This window comes from Staphylococcus sp. HMSC62D11, assembly GCF_001839145.1.
Classification (GTDB): domain Bacteria; phylum Bacillota; class Bacilli; order Staphylococcales; family Staphylococcaceae; genus Staphylococcus; species Staphylococcus lugdunensis.
In genome coordinates this window covers 211,816-235,407 of record NZ_KV840185.1, presented here as the reverse complement: position 1 = coordinate 235,407, position 23,592 = coordinate 211,816, and the positions used below count along the sequence as shown (strand labels likewise).

General features: G+C 34.6%; 21 protein-coding genes. 8 read left to right on the top strand and 13 right to left on the bottom strand.

Features of this window, described 5'->3' with window-relative positions; all coding sequences use genetic code 11:
• Window positions 1–155: 155 nt before the first annotated feature.
• The 6 genes from HMPREF3267_RS05630 (at window position 156) to HMPREF3267_RS05605 (ending at window position 5,116) form a co-directional block, all read left to right on the top strand.
• Entirely contained in the window at window positions 156–608 is a 453-nt protein-coding gene (locus tag HMPREF3267_RS05630; protein ID WP_002479128.1) for a MarR family winged helix-turn-helix transcriptional regulator, read from the top strand.
• Between the two features lie 18 nt (window positions 609–626).
• Window positions 627–1,133 (top strand): GNAT family N-acetyltransferase, encoded by a 507-nt coding sequence (locus HMPREF3267_RS05625; RefSeq protein ID WP_002491942.1) that lies wholly within the window; start codon window positions 627–629, stop codon window positions 1,131–1,133.
• A 13-nt stretch (window positions 1,134–1,146) separates the two neighbouring features.
• Window positions 1,147–1,755: an FMN-binding negative transcriptional regulator gene (locus HMPREF3267_RS05620; protein WP_062078328.1), complete on the top strand. Its 609-nt coding sequence runs from the start codon at window positions 1,147–1,149 to the stop codon at window positions 1,753–1,755.
• A 362-nt stretch (window positions 1,756–2,117) separates the two neighbouring features.
• Window positions 2,118–3,110 (top strand): ABC transporter substrate-binding protein, encoded by a 993-nt coding sequence (locus HMPREF3267_RS05615; RefSeq protein WP_002460906.1) that lies wholly within the window; start codon window positions 2,118–2,120, stop codon window positions 3,108–3,110.
• Between the two features lie 15 nt (window positions 3,111–3,125).
• Window positions 3,126–4,121 (top strand): FecCD family ABC transporter permease, encoded by a 996-nt coding sequence (locus tag HMPREF3267_RS05610; RefSeq protein ID WP_002460907.1) that lies wholly within the window; start codon window positions 3,126–3,128, stop codon window positions 4,119–4,121.
• The gene (locus HMPREF3267_RS05605; RefSeq protein WP_002479131.1) at window positions 4,118–5,116 is read left to right on the top strand and encodes a FecCD family ABC transporter permease; all 999 of its coding nucleotides are present in this window, start codon (window positions 4,118–4,120) and stop codon (window positions 5,114–5,116) included. The genes HMPREF3267_RS05610 and HMPREF3267_RS05605 overlap by 4 nt, the downstream gene beginning before the upstream one ends.
• 382 nt (window positions 5,117–5,498) lie before the next feature.
• Here HMPREF3267_RS05605 and HMPREF3267_RS05600 read toward each other — a convergent pair whose 3' ends face one another.
• The 8 genes from HMPREF3267_RS05600 to isdC form a co-directional block, all read right to left on the bottom strand.
• Entirely contained in the window at window positions 5,499–6,995 is a 1,497-nt protein-coding gene (locus HMPREF3267_RS05600) for a glucosaminidase domain-containing protein (protein WP_062078331.1), read from the bottom strand.
• 73 nt (window positions 6,996–7,068) lie between these two features.
• A complete protein-coding gene (gene isdG, locus HMPREF3267_RS05595) occupies window positions 7,069–7,392 on the bottom strand; it encodes a staphylobilin-forming heme oxygenase IsdG (protein WP_002460913.1) in 324 nt (107 codons plus the stop codon).
• 17 nt (window positions 7,393–7,409) lie between these two features.
• The gene (srtB, locus tag HMPREF3267_RS05590; RefSeq protein ID WP_062078333.1) at window positions 7,410–8,132 is read right to left on the bottom strand and encodes a class B sortase; all 723 of its coding nucleotides are present in this window, start codon (window positions 8,130–8,132) and stop codon (window positions 7,410–7,412) included.
• Window positions 8,129–8,908, bottom strand: a complete 780-nt coding sequence (locus HMPREF3267_RS05585; protein ID WP_002460916.1) for an ABC transporter ATP-binding protein — start codon at window positions 8,906–8,908, stop codon at window positions 8,129–8,131. Before HMPREF3267_RS05585 ends, srtB begins: the two co-directional genes overlap by 4 nt.
• Window positions 8,889–9,863: a FecCD family ABC transporter permease gene (locus tag HMPREF3267_RS05580; RefSeq protein WP_002460918.1), complete on the bottom strand. Its 975-nt coding sequence runs from the start codon at window positions 9,861–9,863 to the stop codon at window positions 8,889–8,891. Before HMPREF3267_RS05580 ends, HMPREF3267_RS05585 begins: the two co-directional genes overlap by 20 nt.
• Window positions 9,864–9,884: 21 nt before the next feature.
• Complete coding sequence (isdE, locus tag HMPREF3267_RS05575; RefSeq protein ID WP_002479135.1) at window positions 9,885–10,775, bottom strand: heme ABC transporter substrate-binding protein IsdE; 891 nt, start codon at window positions 10,773–10,775, stop codon at window positions 9,885–9,887.
• Between the two features lie 8 nt (window positions 10,776–10,783).
• Entirely contained in the window at window positions 10,784–12,181 is a 1,398-nt protein-coding gene (locus HMPREF3267_RS05570) for an NEAT domain-containing protein (RefSeq protein WP_002479136.1), read from the bottom strand.
• 2 nt (window positions 12,182–12,183) lie between these two features.
• Window positions 12,184–12,870: a heme uptake protein IsdC gene (gene isdC, locus HMPREF3267_RS05565; RefSeq protein ID WP_002460922.1), complete on the bottom strand. Its 687-nt coding sequence runs from the start codon at window positions 12,868–12,870 to the stop codon at window positions 12,184–12,186.
• 629 nt (window positions 12,871–13,499) lie between these two features.
• On the opposite strand from isdC, the gene HMPREF3267_RS05560 reads away from it, so the two are divergent.
• Window positions 13,500–15,440, top strand: coding sequence for an NEAT domain-containing protein (locus tag HMPREF3267_RS05560; RefSeq protein ID WP_062078335.1), 1,941 nt, complete (start codon window positions 13,500–13,502; stop codon window positions 15,438–15,440).
• Between the two features lie 84 nt (window positions 15,441–15,524).
• Here the strand turns inward: HMPREF3267_RS05560 and HMPREF3267_RS05555 are convergent, their stop codons facing one another.
• From HMPREF3267_RS05555 to HMPREF3267_RS05545, 3 genes are read right to left on the bottom strand one after another with little or no spacing between them, the layout of a single operon-like run.
• Entirely contained in the window at window positions 15,525–16,985 is a 1,461-nt protein-coding gene (locus tag HMPREF3267_RS05555; RefSeq protein ID WP_062078337.1) for an ABC transporter ATP-binding protein, read from the bottom strand.
• A gap of 11 nt (window positions 16,986–16,996) precedes the next feature.
• Window positions 16,997–17,704: an energy-coupling factor transporter transmembrane component T gene (locus HMPREF3267_RS05550; RefSeq protein ID WP_002479139.1), complete on the bottom strand. Its 708-nt coding sequence runs from the start codon at window positions 17,702–17,704 to the stop codon at window positions 16,997–16,999.
• 1 nt (window position 17,705) lies between these two features.
• Window positions 17,706–18,290 (bottom strand): MptD family putative ECF transporter S component, encoded by a 585-nt coding sequence (locus HMPREF3267_RS05545; protein ID WP_002479140.1) that lies wholly within the window; start codon window positions 18,288–18,290, stop codon window positions 17,706–17,708.
• 309 nt (window positions 18,291–18,599) lie between these two features.
• On the opposite strand from HMPREF3267_RS05545, the gene HMPREF3267_RS05540 reads away from it, so the two are divergent.
• Complete coding sequence (locus tag HMPREF3267_RS05540) at window positions 18,600–20,672, top strand: NEAT domain-containing protein (RefSeq protein WP_062078339.1); 2,073 nt, start codon at window positions 18,600–18,602, stop codon at window positions 20,670–20,672.
• Window positions 20,673–20,978: 306 nt separating this feature from the next.
• Here HMPREF3267_RS05540 and HMPREF3267_RS05535 read toward each other — a convergent pair whose 3' ends face one another.
• A complete protein-coding gene (locus tag HMPREF3267_RS05535) occupies window positions 20,979–21,539 on the bottom strand; it encodes a K(+)-transporting ATPase subunit C (protein WP_225306489.1) in 561 nt (186 codons plus the stop codon).
• A 19-nt stretch (window positions 21,540–21,558) separates the two neighbouring features.
• Entirely contained in the window at window positions 21,559–23,580 is a 2,022-nt protein-coding gene (locus tag HMPREF3267_RS05530) for a K(+)-transporting ATPase subunit B (protein ID WP_062078341.1), read from the bottom strand.
• Window positions 23,581–23,592: the final 12 nt, after the last annotated feature.

The following is a 23,592-nucleotide window of genomic DNA, read 5'->3' as shown; positions in this document are numbered from 1 at the left end:
CTACGAATTCATTATGAATGCTGTCCCGCTCCCTCTCTGCTGGGGCCCCACCCCAGCTTCTTTTGTTAGAAGAAACTGGTTTTGTCGATTTTTTTGTGCTATATTATTGTTGTTATATACTTGCAAATGCAACAATTTTATTAGGAGGTTGTTATGTGGAAGATATTTTAAGAGATATCGGTGTTATTGCCAGAGCACTGGATTCTATTAGCAATATTGAATTTAAAGAAATTGATCTTACTAAAGGGCAGTTTATTTATTTGACTAGAATATGTGAAAATCCTGGAATTATCCAAGAAAAATTAGCTGAAATGTTAAAAATTGATCGCACTACGGCTTCTAGAGCTATTAAAAATCTCGAAAAAAATCATATGATTGTAAAGAAAAATGATGCTACTAATAAAAAGAACAAATTGCTATTCCCAACCGAAAAGGGCAAATCACTTTATCCATTCATTATTAGAGAAAACAATCATTCAAATGCCGTTGCATTACAAGGTTTTTCCCAGAAAGAAATTACTGATTTATCACTGGCATTAAAAAGAGTAAAACAAAACATATCTGAAGATTGGTCCAAAGTAAAAAAGGGTTACAAAAGAAAGTATTAGTTAAGGGTGAGATTTAAAATGATCAGATCATGTACTATTGATGATGCAGTTCAATTACAAAAGATCGCTTATCAAACATTTGATGAAACGTTTAGATTTCAAAATAAAGAAGAGAATATTAATCAATATCTAGCTGAAAATTTCACTCATGATAAAGTCATCGATGAATTAAATAACCCCCATTCCTTTTTTTACTTTATTTATGATGAAGATAAATTGGCAGGATATTTAAAATTAAATATCAAAGATGCCCAAACTGAAACGTACAATGACAACGATTTAGAGATTGAGCGTATATATATCTTAAGCACTTTTCAGCATAAAGGGCTAGGAAAAGCATTATTCAATCAAGCGTTAACATTAGCAAATCAACTTTCTTGTGACTCTATTTGGTTAGGTGTGTGGGAAAAAAATGATAACGCCATAACATTTTATAAAAACTTGGGATTTCATGTAATTGATAGCCACATATTTTATATGGGAGACGAAAAACAAACAGATTATATTATGATGATGCATATATAAAGGAGAGAGTATCATGTATATTCCAAAGCACTACCAAATGAAAAATGATAACAATATTAAAAAATTTATGGAAGAACATAACTTTGTCACAATAGTTACCGTTGATGATCATATTCCTATTGCTACACATGTACCCGTAATGATTGAATACAACGAAGACACGATGTATTTATCCGGACATTTTGCAAAAGGCAACCCGCAATGGAAGACGATACAAGATAATTCAAATATACTAGTGATCTTTTCAGGTCCTCATAGTTATATTTCTTCAAGTTGGTACGAAGAAGAAGATGTACCAACATGGGATTATCAAAGTGTGCATGCTTATGGCACTGGTGTGCTATTAAACGAAGCTGAATTAACATATGCATTAAAAAGTATGCTTAATAAATATGAAGCGCATCGCGAAAATGGTGCTACTTGGGATAAACTGTCTAATCAAACTTTAAAACAAATTAAAGGTGTCATAGGATTTAAAATCAAAGTAAACCGATTGGAAGCAGCATATAAATTAAGCCAAACTCGAAGTGAAAAGGAAAAAGAAAATATTATTTCTAAACTTAAGCAAAGTAATGACAATGTACAAATTAACTTAGCCGATGAAATTGAAAACTATAAATAGAAGACATTCTATAATAATTTAAACATTTAACATATATTCGTTACCCCTTCAAAATCAGCATTCATAGCTCCATTTTGAAGGGGACATTTTATATCTAATAGCACATAAGCATTTGCTTATTTGACATATTTGACTTTAGACAATCATAAATACTGCTCCAAAATCCCCGTATACTATAATATTAATCAACAATAATTTTTACTACATAAAACTTTAACATTTATATTTTTTTATATCTATATACTAAGTTTAAATTACATATAAATTATAAAATTTTTGTTGACTTAGAAAACCTAATCATAGATACTAATCTTGATAATGATTATCATTGTCATACATCATGAAGGAGGCTCATTTAGTCAATGAATAAAGTTGTTAACATTATAGTTACTGCACTTGCTTGTATTGTCATTTTAGCAGGATGTAGTGGGAATTCTAATAAATCAACATCAGATCAGTCAGACAAGGACACAATGAAAATTAAACATGCGATGGGAACCACAGAAATTAAAGGTCAACCTAAACGTGTGGTTACATTATATCAAGGTGCCACTGATGTCGCTGTCTCTTTAGGTGTTAAGCCTGTAGGAGCTGTTGAATCATGGACACAAAAACCAAAATACAATTATTTAAAAAAGGCGTTAAAAGACACAACGATTGTTGGACAAGAACCTACGCCTAATTTAGAAGAAATTTCTAAACTAAAACCAGATTTGATTGTCGCTTCCAAAGTTCGAAATGAAAAGGTTTATGATCAATTATCTAAAATTGCGCCAACCATTTCGACTGATAATGTCTTTAAGTTTAAAGATACTACAAAGTTAATGGGTAAGGCTTTAGGAAAAGAACGTAAAGCAGATAAATTACTTAAAAAATATGATGATAAAGTCGCAGCATTTAAAAAGGATGCTGAGGCAAAATATAAAGACGCTTGGCCATTGTCTGCTTCAGTAGTCAACTTCCGTGCAGATCATACTAGAATATATGCTGGTGGTTACGCTGGTGAAATATTAAGTGATTTAGGATTTAAACGAAATAAAGCTTTACAAAAAGAAGTAGATAAAGGAAAAGACATTATTCAGCTAACATCAAAAGAAAGTATTCCATTAATGAAAGCGGACCATATCTTTGTGGTTCAGTCTGATCCTACCGCAAAAGATGCAGGGTTAGTTAAGAAAACAGAAGATGAATGGACGTCAAGTAAAGAATGGAAACATTTAACTGCAGTTAAAAATAACCAAGTATCAACCGACTTAGACGAAATCACTTGGAATTTAGCTGGTGGTTATCAATCTTCGTTAAAACTCATCGATGATTTATATGACAAACTCAATATTGATAAACAATCAAAGTAACTAAGGAGTTATTCAATGCTACTTAAACCAAAATATCAAATCGCACTTGCTGGTTTCTGCCTTGTTATTGTAGCTATCTCTAGTTTGATGATTGGAAACACGCTTGTATCACCTATGACGTTGATACAAGCGTTATTCAACTTTGATAGCGCGAATGAGCTACACCACATTGTTACTGGAACACGAACCTCTAGAACAATCATTGCATTGCTTACTGGTGCTGCACTAGCCATAGCAGGTTTGTTGATGCAAGCACTCACACGTAACCCTATTGCCTCTCCAGGATTATTTGGTGTAAATGCGGGTGCAGTATTTTTTGTTATCTTGAGCATTACTTTTTTCCAGATTCAATCATTTAAAGTAATTATCGTTATTGCATTTCTAGGTGCCATTATTGTAACCATATTAGTTGTCACATTAGGAATGTTTAGACAGACTCAATTCTCACCACAACGTGTAATTCTAGCCGGTGCTGCAATATCTATGTTATTTACAGCGTTCACACAAGGCATTTTAATCATGAATGAAACAGATTTACAAGGCCTATTATTTTGGTTAAGTGGTTCTGTATCATTACGTAATATTTGGGATATGACATGGATTATTCCACTCATTTTAATACTTATACTTATCGCATTCAGTATGGGTGCGCATATTAATATCTTGATGACAAGTGACGATATCGCTACTGGTTTAGGACAAAATATTAGAGTAGTAAAATGGCTCATTATACTACTGATTAGTATGTTAGCAAGTATTTCCGTTGCTGTGGCTGGTTCAATTGCATTTATTGGCTTAATCGTCCCCAACATAAGTAAAAGACTATTGCCACCAAATTATAAATACCTCATACCATTTAATGCACTTGCTGGCGCGAATTTAATGCTCTTATCGGATATGATTGCACGAGTAATTATCCAACCGCTTGAACTACCCATCGGTGTTGTAACCGCTATAATGGGTGCAAGTGTATTAATTTATCTTATGCAGAAAGGACCACATCGCTTATGACAGAAAGGATTAAAAAGAAAGACTTTTATTACCTTATCATTGCGCTTATTTTCTTAATAGTAATTTCAGTTATTAGCATGATGGCTGGTTCCAGTTATATTTCTTTGCAACGCATTGTCATGTATTTTTTCAATCCAGCTGATAGTATTGATCAGTTTACGATAGAGGTATTGCGCTTGCCGCGAATCATATTAGCCATTTTAGCTGGTATGGCTCTCGGTATAAGTGGTTTAATACTGCAAAATGTGCTAAAGAATCCTATTGCCTCACCCGATATTATCGGCATTACAGGAGGTGCGAGCTTAGGAGCAGTCATATTTATTAACTTTTTTAATCAAATAAGTATACAGGTGCTCCCACTATTCGCAGTGACTGGAGGGATGATTGCAATGCTGGTTCTACTCATCTTTCAAAAGCACGGCCAAATTAAGCCAACAACATTAATTATTATTGGCATTTCTATGCAAACGCTCTGCATAGCATTAGTACAAGGCTTGCTTATAACGACCAAGCAACTATCAGCTGCTAAAGCTTACACATGGTTAGTGGGAAGTCTCTATGGCGCAACATTTAAAGATAGTATTGTTCTAGGTAGTGTCCTTATTGCGATTGTTCCACTGCTTCTGGTAATCATTCCTAAAATGAAAATATCCGCATTAACTGACCCTTTAGCTATTGGTTTAGGTTTACATGTACAGCGCATGAAACTAATGCAAATACTAATAGCTACGATATTAGTATCCATAGCCATTAGTCTAGTGGGAAATATTAGCTTCGTTGGATTAATTGCCCCACACATTGCTAAGACAATCGTTAAAGGCAGTTACGCTAGCAAATTGTTGATGTCAGGAATGTTAGGTGCCATCTCAATAGTCATTGCCGATTTAATTGGACGTACCTTATTTCTTCCAAAAGAAGTTCCTGCTGGTATATTTATAGCCGCTTTTGGTGCGCCATTCTTTATATATTTATTACTAACTGTTAAAAAATTATAAAAAAGTAGTCAACCTTCAGACATACCGCACGCTAAATTATAACTAAATGCATCGCCATGCATAGGTGTGTAACTTAGCTATAACTGCAAAGTATTTTGGCAAGACTTATGAAGAAACAAGACAGGCTGAAACTGTCCTCTAAGAAAGCCAACAATACGAAGCATTGTACTAAACCAAAGTACAACTTTTGGGGTTCAGTACAATTTTTAATCCAACTTTTGGGGTGCACATCACATTGAATAAAAAAGAAGCACTCAGATGAGTTGAATTTAATTCATCTGAGTGTTATTTTTCTGAGATGTATGTCCCAGCCTGTTCTTTTTCAATGACTCGTGTCCCAAGATGATACTTTATAGCACAACACTTGCATTCACAATGCTTCTTAAGGTTGAATATATTGTAATGTCTCAGCTTGATTAGCATTGATTTTACGATATGAAATCACACCTAAGCCTTTGACATTGCTTTCTGAGATAATAATTGAACCATCGCTGTTTACTTTTTCGACAAACGCAACATGTCCATAATAGCGATCCGCATTAAGCTGCCCTGGTTTAAACGATACTGCTGTATGTTCTGATGGATGATTTGACACTTGATAGCCTTTATCACGAGCACGCACAGCCCAGTCTCCGCCATTACCCATTGATCCATCTACATAAAGATTAAATTGTTGCAAACGATTATAGACATACCAGGTACACTGCCCTTGTGGGTAAAAGTTTTTAGACTGACTGTCCATTTCTTTAAACGGCTTATAGTCACCTTGATTATCATCGTAAGACTTATTGAAAAATGCTTCATCTAAAATAGGCATTTCTTCTCCATCCAGTTCCGTTAGACGATATTGTTTAATAATACTATTTAACTTTTTATCGTAATCAGGATCCGTTGAATACGTACCTACTAAACTTTTTGTAGCATCTTCATATGTCATGCCAGGTGTCTTCCAACTACCTTGATAAATATTGTTATTCCCGTCGATACCATAACGAATTAACTTAGCATAGTCTTCTAATGCTGCTTTAGTATCAGGATAATTGCGAAATGCTGCAGTTGTTTGATACATTTTACCTTCAGAATCTGCTTCTAATGTATTGAAGTTTGTAGTTTCTCCTTGATAAGCACCTTTCACGCCAAATAAATTGTTATGTGGCGCACTTGCAAGCGCACTATTACCAGAATCAGATTCTAATATGGCTTGTGCAATCATTACAGAAGCATACAAATGTTCCTTTTGTGCAACATGATGTGCATCTTCAGCAATGTTTTGTATAAATTCACGCGTGTCACTACTCTGAGCAACTTCATACTGTGTTTCAGCTTTATCATCATCAGTATCTGGCGCTTGCTGCAATATCGCTGTATCGCGATAACCATTTGTAGATGAATCTCCCTGCTTCGTCACAACTTGCGCTGCTCTCCTTTGAGATGACTCATTTTCACTCGTCTGAGGATTGTTAACTTGCTGATGTTGTGCCTTAGACGTCGTTAACTGCTTAGATTGTACATCGTTCGATTCTTCATCATGTTGCATACGTTGAATCAATGTTTCATCATCATGCTGAGATGCAACTGTTGACGTCTCATTAGGTGGTAATAAAGTTACTTTAGGTGGCTTATGCTGATTGACGCGTTGATGCGAGGCAACCACTTTAGGCAATGGTACTTCTTCTTCAATATCATTGATTGGTACTTCCGTTGATTCAATGTGCTTGTCTTTTGGGCTAAGATACGCATCCTCATCTTGCTTATGTACCTTTTTATTTTTATGTTGATGCACTTGCGTATCCATCGCATAGGAACTTAGTGGCGTACTTATCAATTGCGACAATGCAGTGACGGTAATTACACAAAATATTAATTTATTTCTGCTCACTTATTTACCTCCATCAATTCTCTATTCCCCAGTGCTGATTGCATGAATAAATTTCAAAGCAATCTGATTCACTTTACTTTAAATATTGATAACCAATGTCATATTTTATTACAGTATTTTCTAAGATTGGACTTGAACTATCTTGTGATTGATGACGTACATGTTGGTGTGCTTTGCGAAAAACATCTGATTGTAACCAATCTTTAAAATCTTCTTCAGTGTCCCATAATGTTAAAATTTTCACTTCATCATAATCTTCTAATTCATGTGTTTTCGTAACAAACATGCCTTTAAAGCCTTCTAATGTCTCTATCCCATGTCTAGTATAGAATCGATCGATAATCCCTTCTGCTGTACCTTTATCTAACTTTAATTTGTTTTCTGCCATAAAATTCATTGCTACATGCTCCTTTTCTATTTTAATTCAACTAATTTTGTGACCACTACAATACGGCCAGATGTTTGACTATACGCATCTTCACATGTCGATAACGTTACAATCTTATCTTTAGCTGATACTTCTGTAGTAGTATTTATTACCGACTTGCGCATCGTTTCTTTTAAAAATTTGTCATAGGCTTGCTGCGTTTTAAAATGTGTTTGAATATAATTATCTTTCGTCGTTGTTTGATAAGCACTTAAAACTTCTAAGCGATATTTATGATATTTTGTATCGAATTGAATGCTTTTATGCTTATCATAAAATGATTGTTTTAAATATTTTTCTAATACATCAAACATGGTGTTATCACCAACATGATGTCCATAAATGACAGTGTTTAAATCAGGCTGTGCTATCGCATTACGATAATCCATAAAAATACTACCTTTGCGACTTGCTTCATGCTCAAAATCATGCTGTAAATAAGTCTTATTATCTTTAGCCTGCAATACCGGATAATTTAAAGTTGAATCACTAAGGTGAATCCAGCCAACAATATCCTTGTTCACTTGTTCTAATTGTGTAAACTGTGGTCTGACCTCATTATTTGCTGATTGCGTAGTATAGTTTTGTTGTAAGTTCTTATATCTTTCTTCAGCTTGTTTATCTGCTAAATGTAAATGATAAATTTGATAGACTGAAATGACGATAACTGCTATTAGGATGATTTGACATAATCGAAGCACTAATTTCATTTGTTGTGTCCGCCTCGTTTTTTGACAATGACCGTGCCGCAATCAGGATCTTGAAGTATCTTTGCATCAATGTGGTACATGTCTTGAATTAATGTGTGGTCAATAATATCTTTAGGTCGCCCTTGCGCAAGTAATCCTTTATTGCCTAGACAAATCAGTTCGTCACTATATTCAATCGCTTGATTAATATCATGTAGCACCATAATAATCGTCATTTGATATTCCTCATGCAGCCATTTAATGATATCTAAAACTTGATACTGATAATGAATATCTAAAAAGGTTGTTGGCTCATCTAACAATAAGTATTGAGGTTCTTGTGCTAAAGCCATGCCAATAAATACACGCTGTAATTCACCACCAGATAGGTTCATCACTGATTGATGTTCAAATTGTGTCAAATCTAATTGTTGAATCACCGTATTCACGACACTATCTTTGCGTAAATCTTTCTTAAACAGACGTTGATAACTATAACGGCCTGTTTCAATCACTTGTCTAACAGTAAAATCTTCAGGTACCTTACTTTTTTGATGTACCGTCGCTAATCGCTGAGCTAACGCTTTCTGGCTATATTGATTTAATAATTTGTCTTGAAGAAAAATCTGACCACTTTTTGGCTTGAGATTATGAGATAAAAGTTGCAACAAAGTAGATTTTCCTGATCCATTTGGCCCAATAATGGTAGTTATCGCATTCGACTTAAATTCGAGTGAAATATCTTCAAAGATTGGTCGCTGTAAGTCGTAATAAAAGTTAAGATGTTCTATGCGCATGACTTACCGCTCCTTTACAAATCATATAAATTAATATTGGACCACCTAGCATCATGGTTAGCACATTCGCTGGTATTTCAAGTGGTGGATGAATAGTACGGCCAATGATATCGGCTAATAACACCAACCACGCACCCATCATAGCTGAGTATGGCAATACTTTTTTATAATTACTGCCAATACATCTACGTACAATATGTGGCACAATCAAACCTACAAATGCCATTTGTCCTACTATTGCTGTTGCACCACTTGCTAAAAAGACAGCGACTAATCCAATCATTAATCGATACTTCGTAATATTAAAACCGATATTATTTGCCTGCTTCTCATCAAAAGCCAATAAGTTTGTTTTTTGTGCCAAAATCAAAGCTAAAGTAATACCGATGATTGCAGTAATTGCAACAATGTATACATCATTCCAAGTTTTCATAGTAAGACCTTGTGGAATCTTCATAAACGGATCTTGAGCTAACAGTTCTAGTATGCCATTTAACATTGCATATAATGCCACACCTACAAGAATCATTCTCACTGGCGCTAATTTATATTTCGCAATAAGCACAAACAACACCATAAATGGTATAACGCCACCAATAAAACTTAGAAATGGCGCGTAAAAATATAACCCTGGAAATAGTAAAAGCACAAGACTGCGAACCACTAACGCACCTGATGAAACACCCAAAATATTTGCTTCTGCGAGTGGATTTTGCAGAACAGCCTGTAATAAAGCGCCTGATACTGCTAATATAGCCCCCACAAATAATGCAATAAATATCCTTGGAAACCTTAAATCGATAACCGCATCAACATGCTGTTCGCTACCAGTAGTTACTTTAGTCATTACTTGATCAAAACTAATTGGTATTTTACCAACAACCACAGCAACATATGTTGTCACAATGAGCAATGCTAACATGATAACCATTAAAAATGCTGGATGTTTTTTCATATCCTCTTCCTCTTTTAAAACTTAATGTTGATTATAAAAAACGTCATATAATTGCTTCATGGCATCATCAGCATCAACATTTGCAGTAATGCCAAAAGGTATCTCTTCTAAATCATACACACGGTCTTCTTTAACTGCTTTAAAATGTTTCCAAATGTCATTTTGCTTAAATTCTTTTTGGAACATCTTTTTCACTTCATCTGGCATACCATGAGGCAAGCGTAAAATAATGTCTGGATCGACATTCACTAGATTTTCAGTATTAGAAGATATATATTGTTTTGATGTATCTTTAATCACATTTTCTCCACCTGCAATTTTCACTAAATCCCCAATATATGATTTATCTGTAGCTACTAAATAACTTCCAGGAACCCCCATTAAAATAAGCACTTTAGGATGTTTCTTTTGTTTAGCAGCTTTGTCTTGAATATCCTTTTTGACTGAATTGATGTGTTGATTTAATGCTTTTGCCTTACTTTCACGATTAAATTGATGTCCCAATTGTGTGATGGATTTTTCCATGCCATCTAAACTATCGTAATCGTAATAATATCCCTTCATATTCAATTGTTTATAAAACGGCTTCATTTCATCTTTAATCGTACTTACACTTAATACATGCGTTGGATTGACTTGTTTCACTGCTTCCACACTTGGTTGCATCGGTTGCCCAACTTCTGGCACGTCTTTATAACGCTTAGGCAATGTTTTATATGTCGTTGGCTTTCCGACAATAGGAATGTCCAGTTTATCTAGTGTCATCGTTAAAGCCACCGTGGTTGGTACAATGCGATATGCGTTACCTTGTTGATCTACATTATCACCTTTTGTATGTTTACTACTTTGACTACATCCAGTAAGCAACATAAGCAATATAGCTAATGATGACATTATTTTGCTGATGTTCATTTTGTTACTCACCGCTTTCTATTAATGAAATATGTAGCAATTAAACCTGCTACTGAAATAAAAATTAAAATTCCGAATATAATATAGTCTTTCGTATGTTTTGGCAAATTAACGTTAGGTTGTTTATTGCCATCTGTGTGATAAGATTTATCAGCATTTCTATCAAATGCTGGTGTTCGTTTATTTTTATCTTTGTGCTGCTGCGCGGCGTGCGCTTTATTTTTTGATGCAGCTGTTGTTACTTGTTTCTTTTCACCTTGTTGTGCTGACGATTCATGTGAAGATGGTGTTGGTGTTGAACTTGATGATTGCGTTGTCGTTTCACTATTATTAGACGGCGTTGTTGTTCTACTTGAAGTATCTTCATTGTTGGATGCATGTGTATCATTATTTTGCTGTGTTTGTTGTTGCTGCTTAACATGCGCTTGTTGTTTTTCTGAAGCTGGAGGTACTGACTTATCTCCGGGGTCTTGCTGATGTTTATCTTTGTTACGTTTTTCCGCTGATGTATCTGATTGACTATCGTCTGTTTCATTTGGATGTTTTACACCTAGCACAATATACGTTGTGTAGTGATGATCATAGTTTAATTCTGGAATGACAATGTGGATGCGTGCTTCTATCTCTTTAGTATCTTCTTCTACAGGTATGCGCACAGTGGCTTCTTGAGTATCACTATTTTCATAGATGACCTCATGTTGTAATTTCGTATTTTGATGATAAAATTGATAACTTTGCCACCAGTCTATATGCGTTAACGTCATTTCAAAATAACGTTTCCCTTGAATCGTGACGTAATGTCCTGGGTGTTTCACATAATCATCCATATGTGACAGCTTATTTTCTTCTTTTTTACGTACATAAAAATTAACTGCTCGCTTATTAACCTGATGACCGTCTTCTTGCGCTGTTGATGGTGTAATATTGAATAGCAGTTGTTGCTGTTTTTCTTGCCCATTCTCTATAGTTGTAACGTTAACTTTATAATGCGTTTGTTGCTTATTTAAAGGTAACAATACATAATCTTTAGTTGGCTGTGATGGTGTGGTATGTATGTTAAGTAATCTCATTTGCCCTTGATCTTCAACTTGAAGTTGCTTCCACAATCCATGTTTAGCAATGTTAATTTTTGCTACAAGTCGCCCATGATCTTTAATGATTTGAACACTTGGATCAACCATCTTATTGTATGATTGCGCAAGTGTCTTGCTATCTGCATAATAAATACTTAATTGAGCGTTGCTTGAATGAGTCCATTGGTTTGTGTCTATATGAGAAGGAGCTGATGAATAACTCGAATCATCAGCTCTAACATTAAGCATTGCCGCATTACTATATGAGCCAGTAACAACAGACCATGAAAAAATTAATGACGTAGCCAATAATAATTTCAAACGCTTAGACATTATTAGTGGTTACCTTTTCTGTTACGTTTTAAAATTGCAACAGATAGCATTAAGAATACCACGGCTACAACTGGTATTAAATAAACATATGCCGGTGTACCAGCACTCGTTTGAGGATTTTCAACTGAAGATCCATCAGTAGATGCGCTGTTACTATCTGAGCTTGTACCATTTCCTGCATCACTTGCTGCTGAGCCTGTACCGCCATTTTCCGATTTATTTATTCCCGGTGTTGCTGCACTAGAACTACCACTATCTTTGCCGTTAAATTTATATGTAATGTTATAGTGGTGGTCATATTTAAAAGGTTTACCATTTACTTTTTCATTTATATAAACTGAAATTTTACCGTCTACTTTACCTGATGTTTTACTTACTTCAAATTCTGACGTACGTTCATCTTTTGCTTTATTGGTATTGATGATTTTTTCATTTTTACCTTCAATACTCATTCCGGTAATCCAGTGACTATGATTAACTGTTATTTGAACATATTTCTTACCATTTCTTTCAACTACGGTTGCTGGTTTATTAAAATAGTCATTCGCAATCGAAGTATCATTGGTATTATATTTTAATACCTCATAATTAAGTGACTGACCCTCTGCGAACGCGCTGCTTGATGACAATATCCCAAATGAGAAAATACATAAGAATATAAAACTAACTATTTTAAATACTGTTTTCACGCTTATTTTGCCTCCTTTTCACGATAAAAATATAATCATTTTGCTCACTCTAGTTCTACTTATTAGATTAATTGAAAATGATTATCAATGTCAATTTATTTTTTAAATTTTTTCTTAATTTTTTAAGGCATTTAAGAAAATAAAAAACTGATCGCACCACATTAGCAATTAAAATGACAACGCTTAGCTCATACCCCATACATAGAACGTTTTATCGCAATTCCTTATATATTAATGTCTTTATCTAGATTGTATTAACAAAGTTATGGTAGTCGTGACATAAAAGATTGAAGCGTGCTTAAACAGTTATATCATTGCTAACCTATAATGAAAGTATCTTCCATAATGGATTTAGTTGTATTTTCATTTAGTGTCCATTTCCTTCATTTAATAGCAGATAATTTAATCAATGTTATTTAATTTTATTATCAAAACAATTATTAAAAAAGCAATATTAAAATATTTATACCTTGTTGTAAAATGACATGGAACTGATATAATCAATAATGATAATCATTTTCAATAAGTGACACATTACATTATTCATACCACATGACTTACACACTACTCTCTAGTTCTGATAATCATCTTTTAAAATTTAAATTATATTGATACAAGGAGACAAACACATGAAAAAACATCAACGTATACAAACTAATAAATTTGGCTTTATCGCTAACCACTATTCCATTCGTAAATTCTCAGTAGGTACGGCTTCAATTATCGTTGGTTCACTACTATTTTTAGGTAATCCTGCACATGCTGCTGAAGCTAATACCACGCAAAATGAACCTGCTACGCATCAAGAGAACAAAGTAGAAACAAACATTGATCCAATTATTATCGATCAACCTCAAAATCAAGCTGCCACAACTAACCAAACGCCAAAAACAGAGCAAAATCATACACAAGCAAATAAACAGCAGGCTAAAAGTAATCAAGCTGCAGCAGTAACATCAGACAGCAAGTCACAAAATGACGCACAAGCATCACCTAAACAATCAAGTACATTGAAACAAGACGCAGTCAAGCAACAAGCAACTCAAGCAAATACTAAAGCACCTGCTCAACCTGCGACACAACAAACAAGAGAAGCTCAACCAGTCGTACGTTCTGTTAAAAGCGGTACTTCAGAAACAACTGAAGACTTCGAGTTTCAAGTGAACAAAGATAAAACAAAACAAAAATCTACAATGAATCAATATATGAACCATCCAGGCAAACTCGTTCATGCGAATAATAAATACTACTTTGAAGCTGAATTAAACCATGCCAAATGGTGGAAATCATTTGAATTTTATGATGAAAATAATAACAAGCTTAATACCATAGTAACTAAAGATGATACAAGTAAAAATATCAAGACAATCCGTGTCGAAGTGGCATCAGGTACACAACAACTGATTTCGAAAGTACATATTATTGTCCCAGTGATTAATTATGATCATGAATATACAACTCAAATCGCATTTGCTAAACCTGTTCCACAGCCTGCCAAAGCACAAGCAAGCAAAGCACAAGCGCTTGATGTACAATCAACTCAAAAAAATGCTGTTAAACCAGAAACATTGGCACAAGCTAAAAATGTAGCTCGTCCATCTGTTATGACTTTAAGTGCTAAAAAACCTGCTTCACAACAAGCAAAATCAGCAGCAGTAACACAAACTGCGAAATATAAAGTACAAAAAGATAAATCAACAGAAACATCTGTTATGGATGGCTACATGGAACACCCTGGTAAATTCATTAAAGAAAATGGTAAAACTTACTTTGAAGTTACATTGAAAAATGCTGACTGGTGGAAATCATTCCAATTCTTTACACCACAAAATAAAGAATTAACAACAACCGTTGTCAAACACGATAAAAAAGCAGATACTAAAACTATTCGTATCGAAGTAAAACCAGGCATGAAACAGTTAATTTCTAGAGTGCATATCGTTGTCCCAGCCATTAACTACGACAACAAGTACCAAACGACACTATTATTTGAAACACCTGTACCTGAATTAACTACAGCCAAACCAGAAACACCAAAAACCAAACCAGCAAATAAGACAAATAAAGCTAAAACATCAACTACAAAGCCAACAAAAGCAAATAAAGAAAATAAAGCTAATAAAACTAAAAAAGTTGATAAAGCTAAAAATAATGCACCAAAAGTAGTTCAACCTGCAACAACAGTAAATCAACATTCTAAAGCAGCTGCTACACACAAGACAATTAAAACGAGTCACGTATCTACTACAGTCAATCATGATGCAACAGCAACACAACATCATACACCAGTTGTAGCAAGCACTTATAAACCAGCTAAGGATGAAGTTAAGGCACAAGCTACAATGGCACAACCAACAACACAACAACATGTACATTTATCTCAAAACAAACATGAAGATAAACAACACGTTGCCATGACAAAACCACAACCAGCTCAACAAAGTCATATGCATTCATTGCCAAACACTGGACAAGAAAATGCGACAACTTCAGCATCAATTTTTGGTAGCTTATTAGCCCTAGGTGGTTCTATCTTACTATTTGGTAGAAAACGTAAAGAACAACGTTAATATCGCCCAAATAATTAGATGAACGTGATAGACAAAGACGAAATCTCAACAGAAAACTGAGATTTCGTCTTATTTAATATTTATTTAATTGATAAATAGTGGCGCAAGCCGCATTTCATTTTCAGAATTCAAAACAAATTGAGCCACTAGTTGTCCATGTGCAATTTCGATAACTTCATCCGTACAAGCCATCAGTAATTCATAATCATGCGTGATTAATACGATCGTGTATCCCTTATCAGCTAATCTGTTTAATAACGCTGCCATCTGTCTCATGTTAGCCCCATCTAACCCACTTGAAGGTTCATCAAAGATTAATATTTTTCTATTAGATACGACTGCACTAGCCACAGCTAGACGCTGCTGTTGCCCACCAGATAATGCTAACGGATGTGTATCTGATTGATGCGCAATATTAAATGTCTCTAAATTATGCTGGATTTCTTCTGCAGTCAACGTCTCATCACTTAAGCGCAATTCTTCTTCTAAATCTTCAGCAAATAACTGACGGTGCACATCTTGAAACACCATAAAGACATTTTTCAGACGTGCTTTACGCTTTAATGTTAACTGCGCTTCTACAACTGTACCTTTAAAATGTCGTTCTAAACCGCATAAACAACGTGCAAAGGTTGATTTACCAGCACCATTATGTCCAACTATAGCCGTGACTGCCCCACGTGCTAATGATAAGTCGCCTAACTGTAATGTTGTCTTATCCTGTTTCTTATATTTAAAATTAAATTCATTCAATTGCAATCTGTTCTCGCTGTCAATATGTCGCTGATGTGATTTCCCGGGTAATAAATCTAGTCGAGTTGCGCGTAACCCTAAGCCTGCTAATTGTGTTTGAGTTAACTGCTTCAGCTCAGCTGATGTGTAACTATGTGCCACCGCACCTTGTTCCATGACGACTAAGCGATCCACAATATCATATAGATAATATAAGCGATGTTCTGCAATAATCACTGTCTTCCCAGCTTGTTTCCATCGAAGGATTAATTGCTTTAACTTTTTGATTGTCTCATGATCTAAATTGGAAGATGGCTCATCTAATATAATGATGTCATGTTGACAAACTTCAATTGTGGCACAAGCCAACAGTTGCTTTTCACCACCCGATAATTTAAAAATATCTCTATCTAACAAATGGCTTAAGTTTAAATCTGTGGTTCCTTTACGAATTTGCTCTGTAATATACTGTGGATGATAGCCATAATTTTCTGCTTCAAATGCCATCTCACTCGTACTATTCAGACAAAAAAACTGTGCACGAGGATTTTGAAATACCGAACCAGTTTGTTTTGATAAATCATAGATCGACTGTGTTTGCGTTGACGTTCCATTTATGATGATTTCCCCTGTTAACTTGCCATTAAAAAAGTATGGAATCAAGCCATTAAATAATCTTAGTAAGGTTGTCTTCCCACAACCTGATGCACCAGTAAAACAAATGACCTCTCCAGATGAAATGAGTAAATCAATATCCTTTAATGATGGCGTTCCGTTTTCATATGAAAATGACACATGTTTCAATTCAATCATGGTCCTTCACCTCACATTACATAATAAAGAATAACTAAACTCAATGTACCCAACAGCATCATCCAATCTAACAGTGTCATTTGTATATGATGTATAGACGTGCGGGCATTCGTTAAATTAAGTCCTCGAGTGATTGCTGACATGGTTAATTCATTTCCAATTTTTAACACACTATTAATCAATGGGACATAACGATACTCTATATATTTTATCGGATGTTTCCCTGCCGATTTAACATCAATTTGACGCATGGTCATCGCATCTTTGATCGCACTTGATTCTTCTTTAATAGTTGGAATAAAACGAAACATAACTGCTAAAGGCAGTGTTACTTTTCGCGAAACTTTCAATCGCTCTAAGCCTTGAATCAGCGTTTCAACTTGAGTTGTTTGAACAATAAAATAACCCATAGCTAGCGCCGAGGCAAATTTCGTAATAATGATGACAACAATAAATAATAACAACTGTGTTCGAATAGACATAAATGCTTCTATATACCAACTCATCCCAATCATAATGCCCAATATAAGTCCTTTATAATAATAACCTACACCAATTAGCAAACACACCGGTATTAACATTAAAAATAGTCTAGGATATTTATGTAACCCTAAACTATTTCCAGTCATTGCTACAAATGAAATTAACAACATCAACGTTATTTTGACACGAGGATCGAAATTAAATATACGCGGCTTGTTACTTATATAACCTAACATTTTAAATCATACCTGCACGTTTAAAATGTTTACGTAAGACTGTTGTAGCAATAATGTAACCTAGCCATGCACCAATAATTGTTAAAATAATTAAAACTGGAATCATTTGATATGAAAATAACATTGCTACAGTTTGTTCATAATGACTGCCATGTCGTTCAGCTAAATGTGCTAAAAATGTTTGTCTCATAAAGTAAAACGGTAATAAATTACCGATGGACCACATTGAAAAAATAATATAACCTAGGGCATTTAATTTCGTATTCTGATAATGACCACTCGCCATAATATAATCTGCAATAACCGTCACTGGAATACTGTAGATTAGTGCAATCCAAGGATGCCCGCCAATAATTAATAAAATATTAATAATAAGACATAAAATAGTTAGCGCTCCAAATTTTTGTGTTTTAGCAATTAACAACATAATTGGTATTGCACCTAAAAAGCCAATCATGGCAGGTAACAATAACATAAAAATAGGAATGATACCCAATATACCTGGTATCGCAATGACCATGAAATAAATAGCTGTAAATATCCCAATATGTATTAACTCTTTAACATCTAATGTCTGTCTCTTCATTTGTCACACTCCTTTAATGTAAAACAATCATAAAATATCTTCTTACAATGATATATGGTACGAAGTATAAGTGTACTATAATTGATAACGATTATCAATTAACCATATCTTTCTTAGACAATTACAACTTCATTCCGTATTAAGCACTTGTGCTGCAGAATATTATATTCTAAATTTTTACAAAAATTATTTTAACTTAAATTCTATTTAAAAAATACTACCCAATTACATAAAAATTATGTATAATCATTTTAACTCAACTGATAATGATTATCAATTGAGAAAAATAAATTGGGAGTTGTTAAAACCATGAAAAACAACCACGAAAATAACAATGCAAGACCAAATCAGCATTTTTCAATACGTAAATTCTCAATAGGTGCGGCTTCAATTACATTAGGCACATGCTTATTTTTAAATGCCGAACATCAGGCACAAGCTGCAGAGAACGCAGTAGAACCAGCTCATTCAGCTGTTGCATCAGAAAATAATACACCTGCACAAAGCAAGCCAGTTGCGCCGACAGTGGAAACGAATGCGCAGCCTAACGCTGATCACACTGACAAGACAGTAGCTACAACTACAACGAATGATAAGTCGCGTGCTCAAGCAAACGATAAACAAACGGTTACACCTGCAACTAACGTCTCTAATACGACACAACCTAAAGCTGCACCTGCGCCAACAGCATTAACTACAAACGCTGTTAATCCTAAGTCTTCTACTGCAGTGTCAAATCCAGCTAAACAGGCTGTAGATCAATCTATTAAAGATGCTGTTAAAGATAAGACATATACAAACAAGCCACATGATACTTCAAACAGTCGACCTGTATCATTCGAAATGAAAAACAAAGACGGTGACCTTCAGTTCTATCATTATGCAAGTACAATTTCTCCAGCCAATGTTTATTTCAACAAAGATAAAAATAAAACAACTGTAGAATTAGGATTAAAAACCGCTTCAACTTGGAAAAAATTTGAAGTTTATGAAAATAATAAAAAGCTGCCTATTGAACTCGTTACTTATAACCCAGAAACAGACGATGCGTATATTCGCTTCGATGTATCCAATGGCACAAAAGAACTCGTTATAAAATCATCTACACAAATTTATAATGATCCTGAAACAAACTATGACTATACGAAAATGGTTTTTGAACAACCCATCTATAATGATGAAAGTAAATTCAAAACACGTGAAGATTTCGAAACAGAAGCACTATTAGCAGATTACAACAAAGCTAAAACTTTAGAACGTAAAATTTACGAACTCAACCGTGTTAAAGATCAACTACCAGAAAAATTAAGAGCACAATACAGTCAAAAATTAGAGCAACTAAAGAAAGATTTAGACCAAGAAGTTGCCTCTGCTAAAGTGGAATTCGAACACGCACCCGTTAAAAAAGTTCAAATAACGAACAGCAAATCGCTGGACATTTCAGTATTACAAAGTGATGATGACGACCTTTCAACGATGGATGGCTTTGTTGAAAAACCATTTGAACTTGTAGAAGTAGACGGTAAAAAGTACATTAAATTAACAACAACAATAGATTCAATTTGGAAAGATTTCCAAGTCGAAGGGCAACGTGTGATGACCATTGATAAAGATACGGTCAATGATAAACGTACTGTACTCTTCCCATATGTAGAAGGTAAAGAGATTTATAATTCGATTGTTAAAGTAGATTTCCCAACAATAGGCTATTCTGGTCAATATCATGTGCGCATTAAAAATAATGCGATTTCTAAAAAAGCAGACGCGGAAGCACCAACAACACCAAACAATAAAAAAGATGCTAAACCTTACATAAACCAAGCAGATACAGCAACTTCTAATAACAAGAAAGCAGATAAACCTATCGTAAAACCAGCTGACACTACAACAGACCACAAAAAAGTAACCAAACCTGTAGTTACAACAACACACGCACCGGCAAACCATAAACAAATGAATAAACCAACTGTGAGTGTAGCTTCAAACACTGGTCATACTAAACAAACTGTAGTCCAACAAACAGCAGCGCACAATCATACACACAGTAATACATCACATCAAAATGTAAGCACTGAAACACAAATAAGCACGCTAAATGTTGCTAAACATTCAGTACACAATCAAGTGCAACACAACAATCAACGAAGTCACCACACACAACAACAGGATGTAACCAAACCTTTATCACATGCACAGAACAATCATACAGTGCAATCACAGACATCACATATGCATAAAACAGCAGCACATCCGTCACCAGTAGCACAACATACATTACCAGCTACCGGCCAAACAACAAATCATGCAACATTATGGGCATCATTAGTTGCTATTTTAGGTGGTATAATGTTCTTAATACGCCCGAAAAAGAAACATCAATAAATAAAGCACTGAAAGATACCACCGCAAAATGTATAAGGAATTGCGCAGTTAGAAATTTTTAGTTTTTATTATATTATTCATACCTCTTCCAATATACATGCTGCGCCTTGAAATATAATAAGTGCATTACATTCATCACTGTTTAGGCTATAAAGTTTAATTATAAATAGGCATAATAAAATGTAGGAAAATGGCAGCTTCAACCTGCTGTTTTTCCTACATTTTTTTAGTTATAAACGATATCACAACATGATGTTAACGTCCGTTCACCTTGACGTAAGCTAAATATTAATATACTTTCACGAGTTATTTCAGTTTATCTAAAGCAATATTCATCTTTAAAACATTGACATAATCATCAGCCATAGGCAAAGATTTTTTATTTTCTACAATCACATGATTGACTTTAGACACATCAATATCACGCGCTTTTGCTATTCTTTGGGCCTGTTGTTCAGCATTCTTAACGGTAATATCCGGATCCAATCCTGAAGCAGAAGCTGTGACAGCATCGACAGAACGTGCTTTACCCTCTTGTTGAATCATCTCTTTCACACGTTGCTTCAATTTAGGATTACTATTGCCGAAATTCGATCCTCCTGAGGCAGGCCCACCATTGCTATTTACTTCTTGATTATTCATATTATAATTCACAGCACTTATACGACCATGAAAGTATTTCCGACTCTCCCATTGTTGACCAATCAATTCAGAACCGACAACTTTACCATTTTTCGTGATTAAACTTCCATTTGCTTGATGTGGAAATATAATCTGTCCAACAGCTGTTACAGTCAACGGAAATAACAGTCCACATAATATCAACATGACAATGACGAGCCTAGTACTTTTTCTTATCGCTTGTATCATTTTATTATATTCTCCTTCAAACAATAAATTGAATGATTAAATCAATCAGCTTAATACCAATAAATGGTACAATCATGCCACCTATTCCATAAATCAATATATTCTTTATTAATATCATTTGAGTTGAAACACCTTTAAATTTCACGCCTTTCATTGCAATTGGAATAAGCAACACAATAATCAAGGCATTAAATATTAAAGCTGAAAGTACGGCTGATTCTGGTGAATGTAAATGCATCATATTCAAATGATTCATTGCAGGCATAGCAGACATAAACATTGCAGGTAAAATGGCAAAATATTTAGCCACATCATTCGCAATACTGAACGTTGTTAAAGCCCCTCGCGTCATGAGTAATTGTCTGCCTATCAATACAACTTCCATTAATTTAGTTGGATTTGAATCTAGATCAATCAAATTGGCAGCTTCTTTCGCACTCATCGTACCTGAATTCATCGCTAGCCCCACATTAGCTACAGCTAAAGCAGGTGCATCATTTGTACCATCACCTGTCATCGCGACGATATGACCTTTTGCTTGTTCTTCTTTAATAACATTAATTTTATCTTCAGGTTTACACTCGGCAACAAAGCGATCTACACCCGCTTCTTTCGCAATGGTTGCAGCAGTAAGTTGATTGTCTCCTGTACACATCACCGTTTCGATGCCCATCGCACGCAATTCTTGAAAACGTGCCACTAACCCTTCTTTAATAACATCTTTTAAATAAATAACACCTAATATGACGTTATTTTCAATGACAACTAATGGTGTGCCACCTTTTTTAGACACTTCATTTACATACGTGTCTAAATCATCAGGAATATGGCCACCTGCTTCTTTAACACGTTTAATCATGCTATTAGGTGCACCTTTATAGACTTCGCGATTAGAAAATTTCACACCACTCATGCGTGTTTCAGCAGTAAATGGGAAATATTCTCCTCTGTCTGTTGGTAAATCAATGTGTTGCTGACGTGCTAACTTTACAATACTGCTACCTTCTGGTGTATCATCTTCGACAGAACATTCGTATGAAGCTTTTACCAATCTTTCAAACTTTGTCGATGCAACCGGAATAAATTCACTAGCCATACGATTCCCATAAGTAATTGTCCCAGTTTTGTCTAATATCAAAACATTAACATCCCCACATGTTTCTACTGAACGCCCGCTTTTAGCTAAAATATTAAATTGTGTAACGCGATCCATACCCGCGATTCCAATGGCAGATAATAAGCCACCAATCGTTGTTGGAATCAGACAAACAGTTAAAGCAATCAGCATTGCAATAGATAAATTGAAATGTAAAAATGTCGCTAAAGGATACATTGTTAAAATGACAACTAAAAAAACAATTGTTAAGGTCATCAATAATGTAAATAATGCGATTTCGTTAGGTGTTTTCTTTCTTGTCGCATTTTCAACCAAATAAATCATTTTATCTAAAAATGATTGACCTGGATTTGATGTGATTTCAACCTCCAACCAGTCGGAAGCTACAGAAGTACCTCCAATAACATTATTGAAGTCTCCTCCACTTTCTTTAATAACTGGTGCAGACTCACCTGTAATTGCAGATTCATCTACGGTAGCTAATCCATTAATAACTTGACCGTCATTCGGAATTTGCTCGCCCGTTTCTACACGTACAATATCTCCTTTTTTCAATTGGCTAGCATCAATGATTTCATAACTACCGTCAGACTTAATACGTCTTGCAGTCATTTCAGTTTGTGTTTGGCGCAATGCTTTTGCCTGTGCTTTACCACGCCCTTCTGCTAAAGCCTCTGAAAAATTTGCGAAAATTAACGTTAATAATAATATAAAGAAAATACTAAGTAAATACGTTCGTGATACATTTTCATAACTAAATAAATTTGGTGCCATTGTTAAAATTAAAGAGAGCATCATCCCTACTTCTACCACAAACATAATAGGATTTTTAACCATGCATACTGGGTTTAATTTAATAATGCTTTCTTTTAAAGCCTGTTTGACCAAACTGGATTCAAATATTTTTTTAGTTTCAATCATTTTAGACCTTCC